The 18,406-nt window shown below is 68.5% G+C and carries 15 protein-coding genes; 7 read left to right on the forward strand and 8 right to left on the reverse strand.

Features of this window, described 5'->3' with window-relative positions; genetic code table 11:
* Positions 1–61 precede the first annotated feature (61 nt).
* The 3 genes from ABD210_RS25660 (at position 62) to ABD210_RS25670 (ending at position 5,996) form a co-directional block, all read left to right on the forward strand.
* A complete protein-coding gene (locus ABD210_RS25660) occupies positions 62–4,636 on the forward strand; it encodes an ATP-dependent helicase (RefSeq protein ID WP_344114660.1) in 4,575 nt (1,524 codons plus the stop codon).
* A gap of 3 nt (positions 4,637–4,639) precedes the next feature.
* Positions 4,640–5,425 carry an Fpg/Nei family DNA glycosylase gene (locus tag ABD210_RS25665; RefSeq protein ID WP_344114661.1) on the forward strand — a complete coding sequence of 262 codons (786 nt, stop codon included), beginning with the start codon at positions 4,640–4,642 and terminating at the stop codon, positions 5,423–5,425.
* Positions 5,426–5,534: 109 nt separating this feature from the next.
* On the forward strand, positions 5,535–5,996 hold the full coding sequence (locus tag ABD210_RS25670; RefSeq protein ID WP_344114662.1) for a DUF4262 domain-containing protein: 462 nt from the start codon (positions 5,535–5,537) through the stop codon (positions 5,994–5,996).
* Positions 5,997–6,058: 62 nt separating this feature from the next.
* Here the strand turns inward: ABD210_RS25670 and ABD210_RS25675 are convergent, their stop codons facing one another.
* The 8 genes from ABD210_RS25675 to ABD210_RS25710 form a co-directional block, all read right to left on the reverse strand.
* Positions 6,059–6,349 (reverse strand): helix-turn-helix domain-containing protein, encoded by a 291-nt coding sequence (locus ABD210_RS25675; protein ID WP_344114663.1) that lies wholly within the window; start codon positions 6,347–6,349, stop codon positions 6,059–6,061.
* A 151-nt stretch (positions 6,350–6,500) separates the two neighbouring features.
* A complete protein-coding gene (locus tag ABD210_RS25680) occupies positions 6,501–7,070 on the reverse strand; it encodes a CinA family protein (protein ID WP_344114664.1) in 570 nt (189 codons plus the stop codon).
* A 31-nt stretch (positions 7,071–7,101) separates the two neighbouring features.
* Positions 7,102–7,725 (reverse strand): CDP-diacylglycerol--glycerol-3-phosphate 3-phosphatidyltransferase, encoded by a 624-nt coding sequence (gene pgsA / locus ABD210_RS25685; RefSeq protein WP_344114665.1) that lies wholly within the window; start codon positions 7,723–7,725, stop codon positions 7,102–7,104.
* Positions 7,722–9,320 (reverse strand): 30S ribosomal protein S12 methylthiotransferase RimO, encoded by a 1,599-nt coding sequence (gene rimO / locus ABD210_RS25690; RefSeq protein WP_344114666.1) that lies wholly within the window; start codon positions 9,318–9,320, stop codon positions 7,722–7,724. Before rimO ends, pgsA begins: the two co-directional genes overlap by 4 nt.
* A gap of 145 nt (positions 9,321–9,465) precedes the next feature.
* Positions 9,466–10,215, reverse strand: coding sequence for a helix-turn-helix domain-containing protein (locus tag ABD210_RS25695; protein WP_344114667.1), 750 nt, complete (start codon positions 10,213–10,215; stop codon positions 9,466–9,468).
* Between the two features lie 88 nt (positions 10,216–10,303).
* On the reverse strand, positions 10,304–10,876 hold the full coding sequence (locus tag ABD210_RS25700; RefSeq protein WP_344114668.1) for a hypothetical protein: 573 nt from the start codon (positions 10,874–10,876) through the stop codon (positions 10,304–10,306).
* A 3-nt stretch (positions 10,877–10,879) separates the two neighbouring features.
* Complete coding sequence (locus ABD210_RS25705; protein WP_425552744.1) at positions 10,880–13,309, reverse strand: FtsK/SpoIIIE family DNA translocase; 2,430 nt, start codon at positions 13,307–13,309, stop codon at positions 10,880–10,882.
* Positions 13,310–13,719: 410 nt separating this feature from the next.
* Positions 13,720–14,238 (reverse strand): DinB family protein, encoded by a 519-nt coding sequence (locus ABD210_RS25710; protein WP_344114670.1) that lies wholly within the window; start codon positions 14,236–14,238, stop codon positions 13,720–13,722.
* Positions 14,239–14,497: 259 nt separating this feature from the next.
* On the opposite strand from ABD210_RS25710, the gene ABD210_RS25715 reads away from it, so the two are divergent.
* From ABD210_RS25715 to ABD210_RS25730, 4 genes are all read left to right on the forward strand, one after another.
* On the forward strand, positions 14,498–15,268 hold the full coding sequence (locus tag ABD210_RS25715; RefSeq protein WP_344114671.1) for an amidohydrolase family protein: 771 nt from the start codon (positions 14,498–14,500) through the stop codon (positions 15,266–15,268).
* The gene (locus tag ABD210_RS25720) at positions 15,265–16,101 is read left to right on the forward strand and encodes an amidohydrolase family protein (protein WP_344114672.1); all 837 of its coding nucleotides are present in this window, start codon (positions 15,265–15,267) and stop codon (positions 16,099–16,101) included. The genes ABD210_RS25715 and ABD210_RS25720 overlap by 4 nt, the downstream gene beginning before the upstream one ends.
* Positions 16,098–17,453 carry an ABC transporter substrate-binding protein gene (locus ABD210_RS25725; protein WP_344114673.1) on the forward strand — a complete coding sequence of 452 codons (1,356 nt, stop codon included), beginning with the start codon at positions 16,098–16,100 and terminating at the stop codon, positions 17,451–17,453. The genes ABD210_RS25720 and ABD210_RS25725 overlap by 4 nt, the downstream gene beginning before the upstream one ends.
* A gap of 61 nt (positions 17,454–17,514) precedes the next feature.
* Positions 17,515–18,405, forward strand: a complete 891-nt coding sequence (locus tag ABD210_RS25730) for a carbohydrate ABC transporter permease (protein ID WP_344114674.1) — start codon at positions 17,515–17,517, stop codon at positions 18,403–18,405.
* Position 18,406: the final 1 nt, after the last annotated feature.

Genomic DNA, 18,406 nt, shown 5'->3' on the forward strand with positions numbered 1-18,406 from the left:
AAGCGCGGACGATGCACCCTCGGGTGGCAGCGGACGAAAACTGTCGGAGGGGCCAGGCACTATGGGGGGCGTGCAAAGATCTACCGCGTTCAGCCGCTTCTCGCCCGCGACCCGGGCGTGGTTCGGCGACGTCTTCGAAGCGGCCACCCCGGCCCAGCTCGAGGCGTGGGACGCCATCACTGCGGGCCGGGACGCGCTGGTCGTGGCGCCGACCGGCTCAGGCAAGACGCTGGCGGCCTTCCTGTGGGCCCTGGACCGGCTGGCCACCACCCCTCCGCCGGCCGACCCGAAGCTGCGCTGCCGAGTGCTCTATGTCTCACCGCTGAAGGCGCTCGCAGTAGACGTCGAGCGAAACCTGCGGGCGCCCCTGATCGGCATCCGCGAGACCGCGCGACGCCTCGGCGAGGCACCGGTCGACGTCGAGGTCGCGGTGCGCTCCGGAGACACCCCGGCCAATGAACGAAGGCGGTTCGCGACCAAGCCGTCCGACGTACTGATCACGACGCCCGAGTCCCTCTTCCTGCTGCTCACCTCGCAGGGCCGCGAGTCGCTTCGCGGCGTGGAGACGGTGATCGTCGACGAGGTGCACGCGGTCGCCGGCACCAAGCGTGGCGCGCACCTCGCCCTGACGCTGGAGCGGCTGGACGCCCTGCTGCCCACGCCCGCTCAGCGAATCGGCCTTTCCGCAACGGTCCGGCCGGTGGAAGAGGTCGCACGGTTCCTCGGCGGCGAGCGCCCCGTCAGCGTGGTCCAGCCGAAGTTCACCAAGCAGTGGGACCTGAGCGTCGTCGTGCCGGTCGAGGACATGGCCGAGCTGGCCAACACCGAGATCGAGACGTCTGGCTCCGCGGCAGGGCCACCACGGCACGCCTCCATCTGGCCGCATGTCGAGGAGCACGTCTTCGACCTGATCTCGTCGCATCGGTCCACGATCGTGTTCTCGAACTCACGCCGCCTCGCCGAACGACTGACCGCGAGACTGAACGAGATCGCCGCCGAGCGGGCCGACCTGGAGCTGGCTGAGGTAGGTTCGCCTGCCCAGCTGATGGCTCAGTCAGGTGCGTCTCTGGCCGCGCCGCCGCTGATCGCCCGGGCGCACCACGGTTCGGTCAGCAAAGAGCAACGCGCGCTGATCGAGGCCGATCTGAAGTCCGGCAGGCTGCCCTGTGTCGTCGCGACCAGCAGCCTGGAGCTCGGTATCGACATGGGTGCGGTCGATCTGGTCATCCAGGTCGAGGCGCCGCCGTCGGTGGCGAGCGGGCTGCAGCGGGTCGGCCGAGCAGGGCACCAAGTCGGGGCGACCTCCCGCGGCGTGCTCTTCCCGAAGTTCCGCGGTGACCTGGTCGACACCGCTGTTGTCGTCCAGCGGATGCGCGACGGCCTGATCGAGAGCCTGCACATCCCTGCGAACCCGCTCGATGTGCTGGCCCAGCAGATCGTCTCGATCGTTGCGCTCGACACCATCGACGTCGACGAGCTCTATGCCCTCGTACGACGCTGTGCCCCCTTCGCCACGTTGCCCCGTTCGGCTTTCGACGGGGTGCTCGACATGCTGTCCGGGCGTTATCCCTCCGACGAGTTCGCCGAGCTCCGCCCGCGAATCGTGTTCGACCGCGTCAGTGGCGAGATCTCCGGCCGGCCCGGGGCGCAACGGCTGGCTGTGACGAGCGGCGGCACGATTCCGGACCGCGGGCTGTTCGGCGTCTTCCTGGTCGGCGAATCGACGAACCACCGGGTCGGCGAGCTCGACGAGGAGATGGTCTACGAGTCGCGGGTCGGCGACGTGTTCACACTCGGCGCCTCCAGTTGGCGGATCGAGGACATCACCCACGACCGCGTGCTCGTCTCCCCCGCGCCTGGTCAGCCTGGGCGGCTCCCCTTCTGGAAGGGCGACGCTGTCGGGCGGCCCGCCGAGCTGGGGGCGGCCACGGGCGCCTTCGTCCGGACGATGGCGGCGCTGCCTGCCGCGAAGGCAGTCAAGCGAGCCAAGGACGCGGGCCTGGACGAATATGCGGCCAACAACCTGGTCGCCTATCTCGCCGAGCAACGCGAAGCGACGAGCCGCGTGCCTGACGACATCACCGTGGTGGTCGAGCGATTCCGCGACGAGCTGGGCGACTGGCGTGTCTGCATCCACTCGCCGTACGGCGGCCAGGTGCACGGGCCGTGGGCGCTGGCGATCGCGGCGCGACTGCGCGAGCGGTACGGAATGGATGCGCAGTCGGTCTCCGGCGACGACGGCATCGTGCTGCGGCTGCCGGAGACAGACGAGGCACCGCCCGGCGCTGAGCTGGTGTTGTTCGACCCGGCGGAGATCGAGGACCTGGTCACTGCTGAGGTCGGCGGGTCTGCCCTCTTCGCCGCACGGTTCCGCGAGTGTGCGGCGCGGGCGCTGCTGCTCCCCCGACGAAACCCAGGCAGGCGATCCCCGCTGTGGCAGCAACGTCAACGCTCGGCTCAGCTGCTGAGCGTCGCCAGCAAGTACGGCTCGTTCCCGATCGTGCTGGAGACCCTGCGCGAAGTGCTCCAGGACGTCTACGACCTGACCGCGCTGAAGGACCTGCTGACTGGCATCAGCGAACGCCGGATCTCCGTGGTGGAGGTGGAGACACCTGAGGCCTCGCCCTTCGCGAAGTCGTTGCTGTTCGGGTATGTGGGCGCGTTCATGTACGAGGGCGACAGCCCGCTTGCAGAGAAGCGCGCCGCGGCACTCTCCCTGGATCAGGGGCTGCTGGCGGAGTTGCTGGGCCGGACCGAGCTCCGGGAGCTGCTGGACGCCGAGGTCGTCCTGCGGACCGAGGCCGAGTTGCAGCGGCTGGCCGAGGACCGTCGGGCCCGGGACGCGGAAGGTTTGTTCGATGTCCTGCGCCTGGTCGGGCCGCTGTCCGTCGCCGAAGCAGCGCAGCGCTGTGTCGAAGGAGCCGATGCAGAGACCTGGCTGACTGAGCTCGCCGCCGCCCGGCGAGTGGTCCGGGTGCGCATCGCCGGCGAGCACCGCTGGGCCGTTGTCGAGGATGTCGCACGGTTGCGTGACGCCCTCGGCGTACCGCTGCCTCCTGGAGTGGCGGAGGCGCATGCGGAGCCGGTCGCCGATCCACTCGGCGATCTGGTCTCGCGGTATGCCCGCACGCACGGGCCCTTCCGTGCTGTCGATCTCGCCACCCATCTCGGGATCGGCGTAGCTGTCGTGACGGATACGCTGCGCCGGCTGGCGGCGTCCGGCCGAGTGGTCGAGGGCGAGTTCCTGCCTGGCGGCATCGCGATGGAATGGTGCGACAGCGAGGTCCTCCGCCTGCTTCGACGTCGCTCGCTCGCCGCGCTCCGCAAGGAAGTCGAGCCGGTCGATCCTGCCGCGCTGGCCCGATTCCTGCCTGCCTGGCAAGGCATCACGAGCAGCCGCGGACGCGGGTACGACGTGCTCCTCGGCGCCGTCGAGCAGCTGGCAGGTTGCGCGGTTCCTGCGTCCGCGCTGGAGTCCATCGTGCTGCCGTCGCGCGTGCCCGGGTACCAGCCGTCCATGCTGGATGAGTTGACCGCCACTGGCGAAATCGTTTGGGCCGGCTCCGGTTCGTTGCCGGGCACCGATGGCTGGGTGTCGTTACACCTCGCGGACAACTGCGACCTGACGCTGCCCGATCCGGATCCTTCCTTCGAAGTCGGCGAGACCCACCAGGCCGTGATCGACGCGCTCTCCGGCGGCGGGGCGTTCTTCTTCCGCCAGCTGAGCGATGCCGTCGGTGCAGCCGGTGGTGTGGTCGACGACGAGACGCTGGTCGGGGTGCTGTGGGATCTCGTCTGGGCCGGTCACCTCACCAACGACACACTTGCGCCGGTCCGCGCCCTGGTCGGCGGCGGCCGCGGCAGCCATCGAACGCGCCGTACGACGCCCCGCGCGCGGCCAGGTCGTTCGATCAGGCCCGGCCGACCCGCTATGCCGTCGCGAAGTGGTCCCCCGACAGCGGGCGGCCGGTGGTCCCTGCTGCCGGAGCGCAATCCCGACGCGACTCGTCGCGCACATGCCGCGGCGGAGACGCTGCTCGATCGGTACGGCGTCGTCACCCGGGGCTCGGTGATCACCGAGCGCACGCCGGGTGGTTTCGCCGCGGTCTACAAGGTGTTGAGCGCCTTCGAGGAATCAGGTCGCTGCCGCCGCGGCTACTTCGTGGCCGGACTGGGAGCTGCGCAGTTCGCGCTGCCGGGGGCCGTGGATCGCCTGCGAGCAATGGCCGAGTTGCCGACCAGCGGTTCGCCCAGTCGCTCGAAGGAGGAGCCTGCGGCGCGGGCCGTAGTACTGGCTGCGTCTGATCCGGCGAATCCGTATGGGGCAGCCTTGCCGTGGCCCGAGCGCGATGGGCACCGCCCCGGGCGGAAGGCCGGGGCGTTGGTGATGCTCGTGGACGGGCAACTGATCGTGTACGTCGAGCGGGGTGGGCGGACCGTGCTGAGCTTCACCGAGGATCCCGACCTGCTGCAGCCGGCGGTGGATGCACTTGCGCTCGCGATCAGGGACGGGCACCTGGGCAAGCTCAGCGTCGAGACCGCCGACGGCGAACAGGTTCGACACACGGCGTTCGGTGATGCGCTGGCCAAGGCAGGCTTCCACGCGACGCCGCGAGGCCTGCGGCTTCGGGCGTGAGCCGTGCCTGAGGGAGATACCGTCTGGCGCGCCTGCAAACGACTCGACCAGGCTCTGCACGGTCAGGAACTGGCGCGCACCGACTTCCGTGTGCCCTCACTGGCCACGACCGACCTCGGCGGCCAGACGATGGTGGAGGTCGTTGCGCGCGGCAAGCACCTGATGATGCGGCTGTCCGGCGGAGTGACGATTCACAGCCACTTGCGGATGGAGGGCAGCTGGCATCTGTACCGGCCAGGCGAGCGGTGGAAGGGCGGGCCGGATCACCAGGTGCGAGTGGTGCTGGAGACCGCCGCCTGGACCGCCGTAGGGTATCGGTTGCCGGTGCTCGAACTGGTGGCCACTGATGCCGAGGAGACCGTGGTCGGGCATCTCGGGCCGGATCTGCTCTCTGCCGACTTCGATCGGCCCGTGGCACTTGCGAACCTCGCTGCGCAGCCCTCACGAACGATCAGCGAGGCATTGCTGGACCAGCGCAACTTGGCCGGGATCGGGAATCTCTACCGCACGGAGGTCTGTTTCCTGCTCGGTCTGCATCCGTGGCGGCCGGTGTCGTCGGTCGACCTCGGCGCGGCGGTGGACCTCAGCCGCCGCATGCTGAAGGCCAACCTCCCGCATGCCGCGCAGGTGACCACGGGGGTGGACCGCCCTGGGCAGCGGACCTGGGTGTTCGAGCGCCCCGGCAAACCGTGCCGTCGTTGTGGCACCACGATCCTCACCGCCCCGATCGGCGAACCACCGCGCGACCGCGTCAGCTACTGGTGCCCGACGTGTCAGCCCGAGTCCTGACCCGCGATCCCTGATCTCGGATTCGCCTGTGGACAACCGTCTTGGTCGGCGGCGACGCAGATACCTTCTCCGATATCGAACACCTGTTCGATGCGAGAGAGGAGAGACCATGTGCGACATCTGCGGCGGGATGACGGACGACGAATATGCGATGCGGATTGCCGGCAACATCCAGCTTCATGGGTGGACGGTGCAATATGTGCTCGGCGAGGACCGGCGCAACCCGCCCTTCGGGTACACCCTCGGGCTCAGCCTGCGCGGCCATCCAGAATTCATCATCTTCAACTGCCCGCAGGATGGCACCTACAAGACGCTCGAGCCGCTCGCCCGCGCCGTCCTCGGGGGCAGGCGCTTCGACGAGGGAGATGACCTCAGCGAGTTCTATGCAGGACCGGAGAAGGCTCAATTGCTCCGCTTCCCCGACTCGTCGACCCACCTCTACGCGGCGAACAGCATGCTTCGGCAGCCCGGCGAACCACCCGTTGCCGCGCTGCAGGTCGTGTGGCCGAGTCAGGTTCCGCTGTTAGCGGAGACGCTGGGACAGCAGCGTAGAGGGCGAGGGAGACGGTGAGTAGCCACAACGACACCCAGGCATGCGCCCGGCCGAGATCGTCCGGCTGTGGCGGCGGCGGATCAGGCGGCGGAGGCCACGACCGCGGGCTCGATGGTGGGATGGGCCAGCACGAGGGCTTCCTCGCGGGCCAGGTCTTCGCTCACTTCGGCGAAGATCGTCGACAGAGGGACATCCAGGGCCGTGCAGATGGCCGCGAGCAGCTCGCTCGAAGCTTCCTTCTGACCGCGCTCGACCTCGGACAGGTAGCCCAGGCTGACCCGGGCATCGGCGGACACCTCGCGCAGAGTGCGCCCCTGGCGCAGTCGTTTGCGCCGCAGGACGTCGCCCAGCAGGCCACGAACCAGCACCATGAGGTTTCTCCCTTCCGCCTGTCGGACCGAATCTACTCGCACCGTAGCTCGACCGTGAGGACCAACGGTACCCGTTGCTGGGTCACTACTCCTCGCAATGTCCAGCTTCGGTGCGCCGTGCCAGTCTGCCCTACCTGCTCCCATGGTGGTATCAACGCCGCGGCGCGCCGGGTTCTTCCACCACCAGTTCGGCGGCAAGCTCCAGCACCGCCTGGACGCTGCCGCGCCGGACTGCCTCGCGGTCCCCGTCCAGTGAGACTTTGCGGACCCTCACCGTGGTGGGGCCGGCGGCTGCGACATAGACAGTGCCCGCCGCGATCCCGTCCTGTGGATCCGGTCCCGCGACTCCGGTGGTCGCCAGGCCGTAGGTGGCCCCGAGGCGCTCCCGAACCCCGGCGGCGAGGGCTGCTGCTGTGTCAGGGTGCACCGGGCCGACGTCGGCGAGGAGATCCACCGGGACCCCAGCGAGGGTGGCCTTGAGATCGGTGGCGTAGACGATGACGCCCCCGCGGTAGATCGCCGACACGCCGGGCACGTCCGTCAGGGTCGACCCGACCATTCCACCCGTTAGCGACTCGGCTGTGGCAAGGGTCGCGCCCTGCGCCTGGACCAGCTCGATCACCTTGTGCAACGCAGCCTGCAGTTGGTCCGACGACTCGAGCAGTTCCGCCGCCATGGACGCGCCGCCGTCGAAGTCAGCGGCTGTGAAGTCATCGGTCATGAGGTCATCACCCTGCCGGGGAGGTCAGCTGTCAGGGAAGGGGGCGCTTGGCTGCGGCGCGGAGGCGGACGGCGCGGCCCACGTAGTCGATGCCCGTGACGATCGTCACGATCACTGCGGCGCCCATGAAGGCGACGGCAGTCCAGTGCACGACAGCCACCGAATGCCAGGGAAGCAGGTAGAGGCCCAATGCGATCGCCTGAAGGACGGTTTTCACCTTGCCGCCGCGGCTGGCCGGCATCACACCGTGCCGGATCACCCAGAACCGGAGCGCTGTCACCCCCCATTCGCGGACCATCACCACGATCGTGACCCACCACGGCAGGTCGCCCAGAATCGAGAGCCCGATGAACGCGGCACCGGTGAGTGCCTTGTCCGCGATCGGGTCTGCGATCTTGCCGAAGTTGGTGACCAGGTTCCACCGGCGGGCGATGTCACCGTCGAAGCGGTCGGTGACGATGGCGACCACGAAGGCGGCGGTGGCGAGCAGTCGATTGCTGTCACCGGCCCCGCCGTCGCGGAATAGCAGCCAGACGAACAACGGAACCAGCACGAGCCGCAGTACGGTCAGCGCGTTGGCCACATTCCAAGCGCTGGGCGCACTCAGCGGACCGGTCGCCGCGCGCGGCGACGGGTTCGTCGGCGGGATGGTCACGCGGTCAGGTTAGCTGCCGGGACGCCTTCTCGGGTGGCCACCTGCGCGGCGAACTCGGCGATCAGGTCGACTCCGTCGCTGCCAACCACCTCGGCAACGACCAGGTCGCCAACGGCCAGACCGTCCGGAAGGTTCGTCAGCGTGGTGGAGCCGTCGACCTCCGGGCCCTGGTGGGCGGCCCGACCTTCGGCGGTGTCGCCCTCGACGGACTCGACCAGGATCTCGACCTTTTCACCGATCCGTGCCTCGGCCCGGGCTGAGGTCAGGTCCTCGGCGAGGCGGGTGACCCGGTCCAGCCGGGCGGCGATGGTGTCCTCGTCCAGCTTGCCGTCGTAGGTCTCGGCCTCGGTGCCGTCCTCGTCCGAGTAACCGAACACCCCGATCGCGTCCAGCCCTGCGCGGGAAAGGAAATCGCAGAGAATGTCCACGTCCTCCTCGGTCTCGCCCGGGAAGCCGACGATCACGTTGCTCCGGATCCCCGCGGTCGGGGCCTGCGCACGGACCTGCTCGATCAGGTCGAGGAACCGTTCCGCGTCACCGAACCGGCGCATCCGCCGCAGCAACGGTCCCGACGCGTGCTGGAAGGAGAGGTCGAAGTACGGGGCGACGCCCGGGGTCGAGGCCATCGCGGTGATCAGGGTCGGACGCATCTCGGCCGGCTGCAAGTACGACACGCGCACGCGGGTCAGCCCCGGGACCGCGGCGATCTCCTCGACCAGGGTCTCCAGGAGCCGGAGATCGCCCAGGTCCTTGCCGTACGACGTCGAGTTCTCGGAGACCAGGAACACCTCGCGGACACCGTTCTCGGCCAGCCAGTGGGCCTCGCCGAGCACCTCGGTGGGGCGACGCGAGACGAACGCGCCGCGGAAGGCGGGAATCGCGCAGAACGCGCAACGACGGTCGCAGCCGGAGGCCAGCTTCAGCGGGGCCATCGGTCCCCCGTCGAGGCGGCGGCGCACGATGCGAGGACCACTGGCCGGCGCGGCCGTCAGGTCCGGCGCGTCGATGGTCAACTCGCGGTCCGACGCCTTGACCGTCCGGCCCTTGAGCTCGCCGTTCGTCGTGCCCTGGCCGTTGAGGTCCTTGGAGCCGAGACCTTCGGGCTTCAGCGGCTGCGGAGCGTCGCCGTGACCGGGGAGCGCGACGCCGGTGGCATCGGCGCGATCGGCGGGGGCGAGTGGGAGGAGCTTGCGGCGGTCGCGCGGGACATGCGACTGATGTTTGGTGCCGGACAGGATCGAGCGAAGACGCTCGGAGATGTCCGCGTAGTCGTCGAAGCTCAGCACCGCGTCGGTCTCGGGCAGGGCCTCGGCGAGCTGCTCGCCGTACCGTTCGGCCAGGCACCCGACGGCCACCACTGCCTGGGTCCGGCCGGATTCCTTGTAGTCGGATGCGGCAAGCAGGGTGTCGACCGAGTCCTTCTTCGCGGCCTCGACGAAACCGCAGGTGTTCACCACCACGGTGTCCGCCTCGGCGGCGTCGTCGACGAGCCGGAAGCCGCCCGCCTCGAGCCGCCCGGCCAGTTCCTCGGAGTCGACGTCGTTGCGGGCACAGCCCAGCGTGACCAGGGCGACGGTCGTGGGAGTCGTAGTCATCGCTCCGAGTATGACTGCTGGACCGAGCGGTTCGAAATCAACCACCGGAGATCCCCAGATTCCAGCCCGGCTTCCGGATCGACCTGCACCCCCTTACCCCTGCACCCCGTCCCCCCACCGCGACCATGGCGAGCGTGCGGCTGGGTCAGTTGGTCTTTTGGATTGCGCCGGTGGGGGTGACCAGGAAGCGCTTGGCTTTGGGGTTCACGCGTTTGCCGTCGACGGAGACGGCGATGTTGCCTGGGACCGCCAACGTGACCCGGACAGTGCCGGGGTAGACGACGGTCTGCGTGGAGCCTGGACCCACGAGGCCCTGGAAGAGCTTGAGACCGTGGAAGTTCCGGAGGGTGACGTACGAGCCGTCCCGGCTGGCGGTCAGGGTCAGCTTGATCTTGTGCGGAACCGGCGCCTTCGGAGTCGCGGCCGTCTTCACCGGCTTCGCGACCGTGGGCTTGGCTGTCGGGGTGGTCACGGCGATGGTCGGGGTCGAGCGGGATGCGTTCGCCTCGACATCGCTCGGCAGGGTGAACAGCCGGACCATCCCCCAGCCCATCAGCCCCACCAGGATCGCGCCGACGACGACCGCCCAGCGCGGGCGGGCCGGGTGCAGGGTCGGGCCCTTGGCGTCCGCGCGCTCCTCCCGCCGGCTGCGGTCGGGCTCCGCCGCCGCATGGGTCTCGTCGTACTTCGCGAGCAAAGGAGCTGGATCGGCCTTGACCACCCGGGCGATCGCGCGGATGTGGCCCCGGGCATAGAAATTGCCGCCGCAGCGGGTGAAGTCGTCGGCTTCTATGGCGAGCAGCAGGCCGGATCTGATCCTGGTCGCAGCGCTCAGCTGGTCGATCGTCATGTCGGCCCGTTCGCGGGCCGCCGTGAGCTCGCTGCCGATGCTCACGTCCCCACCGCCTCTCCACCGTCCACCACTTGCCCAGATCCGCTGACATCACAGTCAACGGCCTTGATCCGACGGGGTCACGCGAAGGTCAGAGTTGTTCCCTGACCGGACACCTGGCGTCCGCCAACATGTGCAGCGCCTGTACTACTTCCCCGTTCGACGGCCGAGCCGTCAATCCGAACGGTACAGCGAGCGAGGTCCCCGTCAGTCGCCGATTCGCATCGGTCAGCTTGCGAGTTGCCTGCGACATCGATCCGAGCACCGGTCCGGGATCCAGCTGGTGTACCGCGATCCGGCCGTCGTCGAGCGGATGCCGGCGCCGCAGTACGGTCACCTCCTCGATGTCCTCCCAGCGGGTGCCGATCCACTCGTCGCGGATCCGCAGCCTGATCCCGACCTGGTCGGCGACCAGCATGTCCCCGACCGTCAGCGCGCGGGCGCAGATCACGGCGAGTACGGCGAAACCGGCGGCCGCGAGCCAGCGCAGTACACCGGCGGGACTGGTCGAAGCGGAGGCGGCGAAGCCGATGGCGACCAGCAGGGCTCCGATCGCCAGGCCACCGTGCACTCGTTGCGAGGCACGGATGGTGAACTCCTGGGTCACGGCGTCCGAATCCACAGCAGGTTGCGCGGACTGGGGCATCGCGGTGTGGGCGGTCACGGGTCAGTCTCCTCGCAGGGTGGCGACGAAGTCCTCTAGATCGTCCGGTTTCACCAGTACGTCGCGGGCCTTGGATCCTTCGCTCGGCCCGACCACGCCCCGGCTCTCCAGGATGTCCATCAGCCGGCCCGCCTTGGCGAAGCCGACCCGGAGCTTGCGTTGCAGCATCGACGTCGAGCCGAACTGGGTGGACACGATCAGCTCGGCGGCCTGCACGACCAGGTCGAGGTCGTCGCCGATCTCGTCGTCCAGATCCTTGCTCGGGCCAGCCACCGCCGTGACGTCCTCGCGGTACGTCGGTGGCAACTGCTGCTTGCAGTGCTCGACCACTGCACGGATCTCGTTCTCGGTGACCCAGGCGCCTTGGATACGCATCGGCTTGCTCGCGCCCATCGGCAGGAACAGCCCGTCGCCCTGACCGACCAGCTTCTCCGCGCCCGGCTGGTCCAGGATGACCCGGCTGTCGGCAAGCGACGAGGTGGCGAAGGCCAGCCGTGAAGGCACGTTCGCCTTGATCAGACCGGTCACCACATCGACCGAAGGCCGCTGGGTGGCCAGCACCAGGTGGATACCGGCGGCCCGGGCCAGCTGGGTGATGCGGACGATCGAGTCCTCCACATCGCGCGGGGCGACCATCATCAGGTCGGCCAGCTCGTCGACGATCACGAGCAGGTACGGGTACGGCGTGAGCACCCGCTCGCTGCCGGGCGGCGGCTTGATCTTGCCGCCACGGACCGCCTTGTTGAAGTCGTCGACGTGCCGGAACCCGAAGGCCGCCAGGTCGTCGTATCGCATGTCCATCTCGCGGACGACCCACTGCAGCGCCTCGGCCGCCTTCTTGGCGTTCGTGATGATCGGCGTGATCAGGTGCGGGATGCCCTCGTAGTTGTTCAGCTCGACCCGCTTGGGGTCGACCAGCACCATCCGCACCTCGTCGGGCGTCGCCCGCATCAGGATCGAGGTGATCAGCGAGTTGACGAAGGAGGACTTACCCGAACCTGTCGCACCCGCGACCAGGAGGTGCGGCATCTTGGCCATGTTCGCCACCACGAAGCCGCCCTCGACGTCCTTGCCGAGCCCCGCCACCATCGGGTGGTGGTCGTTGCGCGCCGTGGCGGACCGGATGACGTCGCCGAGGCTGACGATCTCCTTGTCGGTGTTCGGGATCTCGATACCGATCGCGGACTTGCCGGGGATCGGCGACAGGATCCGTACGTCGGCGCTCGCCACGGCGTAGGCGATGTTCTTGCTCAACGCGGTGACCTTCTCGACCTTCACCGCGGAGCCGAGCTCCACCTCGTACCGCGTGACTGTCGGGCCTCGCGTGTAGCCGGTCACCTGCGCGTCGATGCCGAACTGGTCGAACACCTCGGTCAGGCGGTCCACCACGGCGTCGGAGGCCTTCGTCCGGGCCTTGTGCACCGAGCCCGGCTTGAGCACCTGGCCGTCGGGCAGCGTGTAGGTGATGTCGCCGGACAGGCTGAGCTGCTCCACACGCTGCGGCAGCGGCGTGTGCGGCGGCGGTTCGGGGGCCGACTCCGGCTGCGGCTTCATGGCAGCTGCGACCGCACCGTAGGCAGGCCCCGAGGCATCGGCACCAGCGCTACCGCCTTCGCCATCTGCGTCGTAGGCGTCCTCGTCCACCGGAGCCGGCTTCTTGCGGCCGCGCTTGGAGATCTCACGCCCCTCGAGCACGGGCGAGTCGTACGGCTTGACCGTGGGCTCGCCGTCTTCGTCCGGAGCCCCCTTTGCCCGGCGCTCCTTGCGGGTCAGCCGGACAGTGTCGTCAGCCTGAGCAGCCACGGACGGCGCGTCGGCCGGCAGCTCAGTACGACCGAGCAGTACGTCGAACGCGGCCCGCACGCGCAGTGGGATCGCGTAGATCGGGGTGCCGGTGACCACCAGCGCACCGAAGATCGCGAGCAGCACCAGCAGGGGCGAAGCGACGTACTGGGTGAGCAGGTCCGACAGCAGTGAGGAGACGACGTACCCGATCGCGCCACCGGCGTCCTGCAGCCTGCCAGTGGCCGGGTCGCCCGGGCGCGGGATGCCGTTCGCGATGTGCACCAGGCCGAGCACGCCGAGGGACAGAGAGGTCCATCCGATCACCTGGCGGCCGGCGGGGCCATTACGGTCCGGGTGGCGCAGGGTGCGGAGGGCGATGAACAGGAGCATCAGCGGGACGGCCCAGCCGAGCATGCCGACACTGCCGCTGACGACAGTGCGGACGCCCTTGCCGACCGCGCCCGGCAGGTCCCACCAGATCGAGGCGGCGACCACCACGGCCAGGCCGATCAGGGTGAGGCCGGCGCCGTCGCGGCGATGGGCCGGGTCCAGCTCGCGAGCGCCGTGACCGACGCCGCGGACGATGCTGCCGAGCAGGTGAGCGATGCCGATCCAGCACTTGATGAAGCCTCGACCCAGCGCCAGCATGGCGGCCGCGAACGGACCCGCGCCGGTGGATTTGGGCGCGGTTGTCCGCGCAGCGGTGGAGCCACTGCGCTTCGCGCTCTGCCCACGCTTCTGGGCGCCGGATGGACGGGAGCGTCCACCAGCTGCCGACCGCCCGGTACTCGGGCTGCTGGCCGCCGACTTCCGCGCCCGCGCCGGGGAAGACGTGCGGGTCGCCATAGCTAGCAGGCTACCCCGACTACCACTCGAGTCACACCTGTCACACGCCGATTACGCCGCCCCATCCGTAGTGTCACAGCAGATCCGGTGAGAGCGCCCCGGCTACCAGCGCGGACGCCACCAGGGCGCTCGCAGCAGCGGCAGGACGGCGGCCGGGCGGCCCAGGGGGAAGGGCGCCGCCGCAGACTGAAGCGTCACGAGGTCGCTGGAGATCAGGCGCCGGTGACGCCGTCGATCTGTTCGCGGAGGAGGTCTGCGTGCCCGCAGTGGCGCGCGTATTCGCCGATCAGGTGGAGGTAGATCATCCGCAGTGAGGAGACCTCGCCGCTGAAGGTGAACTGCTCATCGAGCGACCGCCCCTCGGCGGCCTTGTCCGACAGTGCCCACTCGGCGATCAGACCCTCGTACTCCGAGCGCGCGCGGGCGGGATCGATCAGTTCGAAGTCCGCGTCCTTGCCCAGTTCCGGAGCGAAGACCGGCTCGGCCTTGTCGCCGCCGGCGAAGTGGATCCGGAACCAGATCCGCTCGACCTTCGTGAGATGCCGGATCAACCCGAGCAGCGACAGGTTCGACGGCGGCGTGGCCCGTTCGGCCAACTGCTCCGCGGTGAGCCCCGCGCACTTGTGCAGCAGGGTCGTTCGGTAGAAGTCCAGATAACCGGCGAGCAACTCCGGCTCAGGTGCCACCAACGACCCCTCGGGCCTTTCCACCTCAGGCGCTGTCCACGTCATCGGAGCATCCTCTCCCCTGGACGACGACGTACTCCGCCCGGGGCTCTCAGGGGCGGCCCCAAGTTACGCCAAGGTTGACTGCAAGCGCTTGCTGTCCCTTTTCACGAAACACGCCCGCAACAGCGGTGCCGATCCCCAGCGGGGCTCAGATTACGAGGAGATTTTCTCTTCGCAACGTCTTCTCAGGCGACTGCAAGCGCTTGTAGTATCTTGCAATCCGTTGCATCGACTGACGGTTCGAGCTGAGGAGTGAGGCCTGATGACCGAGATCATCGACGGGCACAGGCACCTCGGTCGCGGCGTCGACATGGACGACGACCTCGGCCACCTCCTGTCCGACATGGACGAGCACGGGGTCGCCGGCACGGTGCTGATTCCCACCGACCGCGAGATCGCCGTGGACAACCGGGCCGGCAACGACGCGGTCCTCGCCGCGGCAGCCGCGCACCCGGCACGGCTGTGGCCGATGGCAACAGTCAACCCGTGGTTTGGCGACCGGGCGGTCGCCGAGCTGGTTCGGGCGGTCGGGAACGGCGCCGTCGGTCTGAAGCTGCATCCCGCCCTCCAGGGCTTCGTGCTGTGCCACCCGATGGTTCACCCCCTGATCGCCACCTGCCAGACCCTTGGTGTCCCGGTCTACGTGCACACCGGCACGCCGCCGTACGCGCAACCGTTGCAACTCGTCGAGCTCGCCCGCACGTTCCCCGAGGTGACCTTCGTGATGGGCCACGCGGGAAGCACCGACCTCAAGGCGGACGCCCAGGTGGCCGCAACGATGGCGCCCAATCTCGTCGTCGAGACCTCGTGGAGCCTGCCCGCGCGCCTCACCCAGCTCGTCGAGGCGTACGGGGCGGACCGGGTGATGTTCGGCTCCGATGCGCCGTTGAGCGACCTCGGGCTCGAACTGGCCAACCATCGCGCGGCCGAGCTGGCGGCTCCGGCCGCGGCCGCCGTGATGGGCGGAACGGCTCGCCGCCTCTTCGGAACCCGGGTCGGAGCTCAAGGCGGCGTCGAGGTGGCCGGGTCATGATCGTCGACACACACACCCACCTCCCGCCGGACTCCTTCTTCCCGGCCGGCCTGGGACAAGGCCCCGACGGGTTCCTGGCATTGTGCGACGCGCACGGGATCGACGTGGCCTGGGTGTTCACGACCGCGGGACTCAGTGATCCCGACCCCCGCCACAACGACGTGGTCCGGGAGTTCTGTGCGGCAGCGCCTGACCGGCTCGTTCCGTTCTGCACCGTCTTCCCTCACCTCCCCGGCGCCGTCGACGAACTGCACCGCGCCGTCGAGGAGGGTGGAGCGCGAGGGCTGAAGCTGCATCCCTGGCTGCAGGGTTTCTCCCCGCTCGACCCGCGCATGGACGACCTCGGCACCGCGCTCGAGGCGCTGGGGATACCGGTGGTGTTCCACGACGGCACACCGCCGAACTCGTCACCGTTGCAGGTCGCCGCCTTCGCCGAGCGCCATCCGGGCGTTCCGGTGATCCTCGGGCACGGTGGCCTGCACGACCTGTGGGTCGAGGCCCTGGCGGCGTTGCAGCGGGTGGACAACCTCTGGGTCAGCCCGTCCGGCATGCCGCCGTCGGGTTTGCGACGGATGGTGGACCAGGCCGGCGCCAGCCGGCTGCTCTTCGGGTCCGACGCCGGGTTCGGCGACCCGCACTGGCAAGCCTTCCAGCTCCGCAAGATCCGCGACCTGCGGCTCCCACCGGAAGCCGAGCTTGCCGTCCTGGGCGGCAACGCCCGACTGCTCGTCCAGCACCGACCAGAGCACCAATCAGAGCCTGTGGGTGGTCCCCCGCCTGCCCGTGCCGGCTCGTTCCGTGAGGCGGGACAACGAGATCGAGGAAAGACATGAGAATTCGCAAGCGTGCAACTGCGATCGTTGCAGCTCTCACCCTCGCCCTCGGCGCCGCGGCCTGTTCGGGGCCGGTGGCGGCGGGCGGTTCCGGTGGGGACTCCGGTGGCAAGACCAAGATCGTCTACTGGAGCATGTTCAGCACCGGCGAGCCGCTCCAGCAGTTGATGCAGGCAGCCACGGACCGGTTCATGAAGGAGAACCCGGACATCACGGTCGAGATCAACTGGGCCGGCCGGGATGTCCTGACCAAGCTGCAGGGCGCGCTGAACGCCGGCCAGCAGGTCGACATCGTCGACCACTCGAACGACCGTGTCCGAAGCGCCGTGGTGCTGACGAACCAGGCGCTGAAACTGGACACCTACCTCCAGCAGCCCGCGTACGGCGCGACCTCGGGCAAGTGGCTCGACCAGTTCACCCCCGGCTCGGTGCAGGCCTTCGCCGAGAAGGACGGCGTCTACGAAATCCCGCGCGACGTCTATGTCTCGGGGATCTGGTACAACACGAAGCTCCTGTCCGACGCGGGGCTGAAAGCACCGGTCACCGGTATGACCTGGGACCAGTTCACCCAGCTCCTGCAGACGCTGAAGGCGAAGAACCCGGGAGTGTCACCCCTCGGCGCCGACGGCAGCCTCGACTTCTACAACAACTGGTGGTTCAGCTACCTGGCGATCCGGTTGGCCGGCCTGGACGCGTTCAAGAAGGCGGCGTACGACAAGACCGGTGCGCTGTGGAAGCAGCCCGTCTTCCTTCAAGCGGCCCAGATGGTGCGCGACCTGCAGGACGCCGGCTACTTCCAGAAGGGCTTCGAAGGTTCGGTCTACCCGGCCGCGCAGGCGCAGTGGGTGAACAGCAAGACCGGCATGATGCTGATGGGCGCCTGGTTGCCGAAGGAGGTCGAGGCTCAGGCCCCGAAGGACTTCAAGATGGACATGTTCGCCTTCCCGAACGTTGCCGGCGGCAAAGGCAATGACCTGGTCGAGTACTGGGCCAACGTCTACTCGGTGCTGAAGAACTCGAAGCACCCGGACGCGGCCGTCAAGTGGCTGAAGTACATGTCGTCGCCGAACGGCGCCGGCGGCGAGATGGCGAAGAACGGCTTCCCCACCGCCTTGAAGGACGCACCGACCCCGGCCACGCATGTCGCTCAGGCCGAGGTGTTGAGCAAGTACAAGGTGATGGGCCAACGCGGCGGTCTCAACGACGAGGTGCCGAAGTACATGACCGAGGTCTTCAACCGCTGCGACGACCGCTTCTTCCTGATGCAGTCCAACCCGTCGGACTTCATCAGCTGCCTGTCCGACGGCACGGCGAAGTTCTGGTCGTCCAACACCCCACCGGCCACTCGCTGACCGAGGAGCAGCCCGGGCCGGTCGAGCCGGCCCGGACCACTCCCCCACTGTGGAGACGATTGTGAGACGTACAGGACGTAGCCATGTCGTGGTGCCGTTTCTGCTGCCGGCGCTGGCGGTCTACACACTGATCTTCGTGTACCCGGCGTTCGACGCCATCCGGGTGAGCCTGTTCCAGTGGAACGGCTTCACGACCAAGATGACCTACATCGGGTTCGGGAACTACCAGCACCTGCTGTCGGACCCGACCTTCTGGGTCTCGCTGCGCAACACCGCCGTGATCGCCATCGGCGGGGGTGTCGGGATCTTCGGCCTCGCCTTCTTCTTCTCGGCGATCCTGCAACGGGAGATCCGCGGCAAGAAGTTCTTCCGGGCGTTGATGTTCTTCCCGATCGTGTTGCCCGGCGTCGGTGTCGGGATGATCTGGCAGTTCGTCTACAACCGGTCCTGGGGTCCGCTCAGCGCCCTCCTGAACGCGGTCGGGCTGGAGTCGTTCGACCAGACCTGGCTGGGACCGAAGCTCATCATCCCGTCCCTGACGATCGCGGTGATCTGGACCTACATGGGGTTCTACCTGGTCATCCTGATGGCCGGCATCGACAAGATCCCGAAGAGTTACTTCGAGGCGGCCCGGATGGACGGCGCCTCGGAATGGCGGACGTTCTGGCTCGTCACCCTCCCGATGACCTGGGACGTCCTGGTGGTCGCGATGGTGCTTTGGCTGATCTCCGCGATGAAGATCTTCGACCTCATCGTGGCGACCACCTTTCCCTCACCACCCCGGTCGGGCTTCACCATGACCATCTTCGTCTGGGAGCGGGCCGTGGGCGCGTATACACCGGTCTTCGAGCTGGGCTATGCAACCGCGATCGGCGTCGTGCTCCTGTTCTGCGTCGTCCTCGGCGTGGCAGTGCTGCGGCTCATCACTCGTCGGGAACGGATCGAGTACTGAC

Source organism: Kribbella alba, assembly GCF_039529635.1.
Taxonomy (GTDB): domain Bacteria; phylum Actinomycetota; class Actinomycetes; order Propionibacteriales; family Kribbellaceae; genus Kribbella; species Kribbella alba.

Bases quoted from the DNA above. Each gene is read 5' to 3' on its own strand.
- rimO (WP_344114666.1), bottom strand. From the start codon at position 9,320: ATGACTACGACTCCCACGACCGTCGCCCTGGTCACGCTGGGCTGTGCC.
- ABD210_RS25705 (WP_425552744.1), bottom strand. From the start codon at position 13,309: ATGCTGGCGCTGGGTCGAGGCTTCATCAAGTGCTGGATCGGCATCGCT.
- ABD210_RS25675 (WP_344114663.1), bottom strand. From the start codon at position 6,349: ATGGTGCTGGTTCGTGGCCTGCTGGGCGACGTCCTGCGGCGCAAACGA.
- ABD210_RS25710 (WP_344114670.1), bottom strand. From the start codon at position 14,238: ATGACGTGGACAGCGCCTGAGGTGGAAAGGCCCGAGGGGTCGTTGGTG.
- ABD210_RS25670 (WP_344114662.1), top strand. From the start codon at position 5,535: ATGTGCGACATCTGCGGCGGGATGACGGACGACGAATATGCGATGCGG.
- ABD210_RS25720 (WP_344114672.1), top strand. From the start codon at position 15,265: ATGATCGTCGACACACACACCCACCTCCCGCCGGACTCCTTCTTCCCG.
- ABD210_RS25715 (WP_344114671.1), top strand. From the start codon at position 14,498: ATGACCGAGATCATCGACGGGCACAGGCACCTCGGTCGCGGCGTCGAC.
- ABD210_RS25725 (WP_344114673.1), top strand. From the start codon at position 16,098: ATGAGAATTCGCAAGCGTGCAACTGCGATCGTTGCAGCTCTCACCCTC.
- ABD210_RS25680 (WP_344114664.1), bottom strand. From the start codon at position 7,070: ATGACCGATGACTTCACAGCCGCTGACTTCGACGGCGGCGCGTCCATG.
- ABD210_RS25660 (WP_344114660.1), top strand. From the start codon at position 62: ATGGGGGGCGTGCAAAGATCTACCGCGTTCAGCCGCTTCTCGCCCGCG.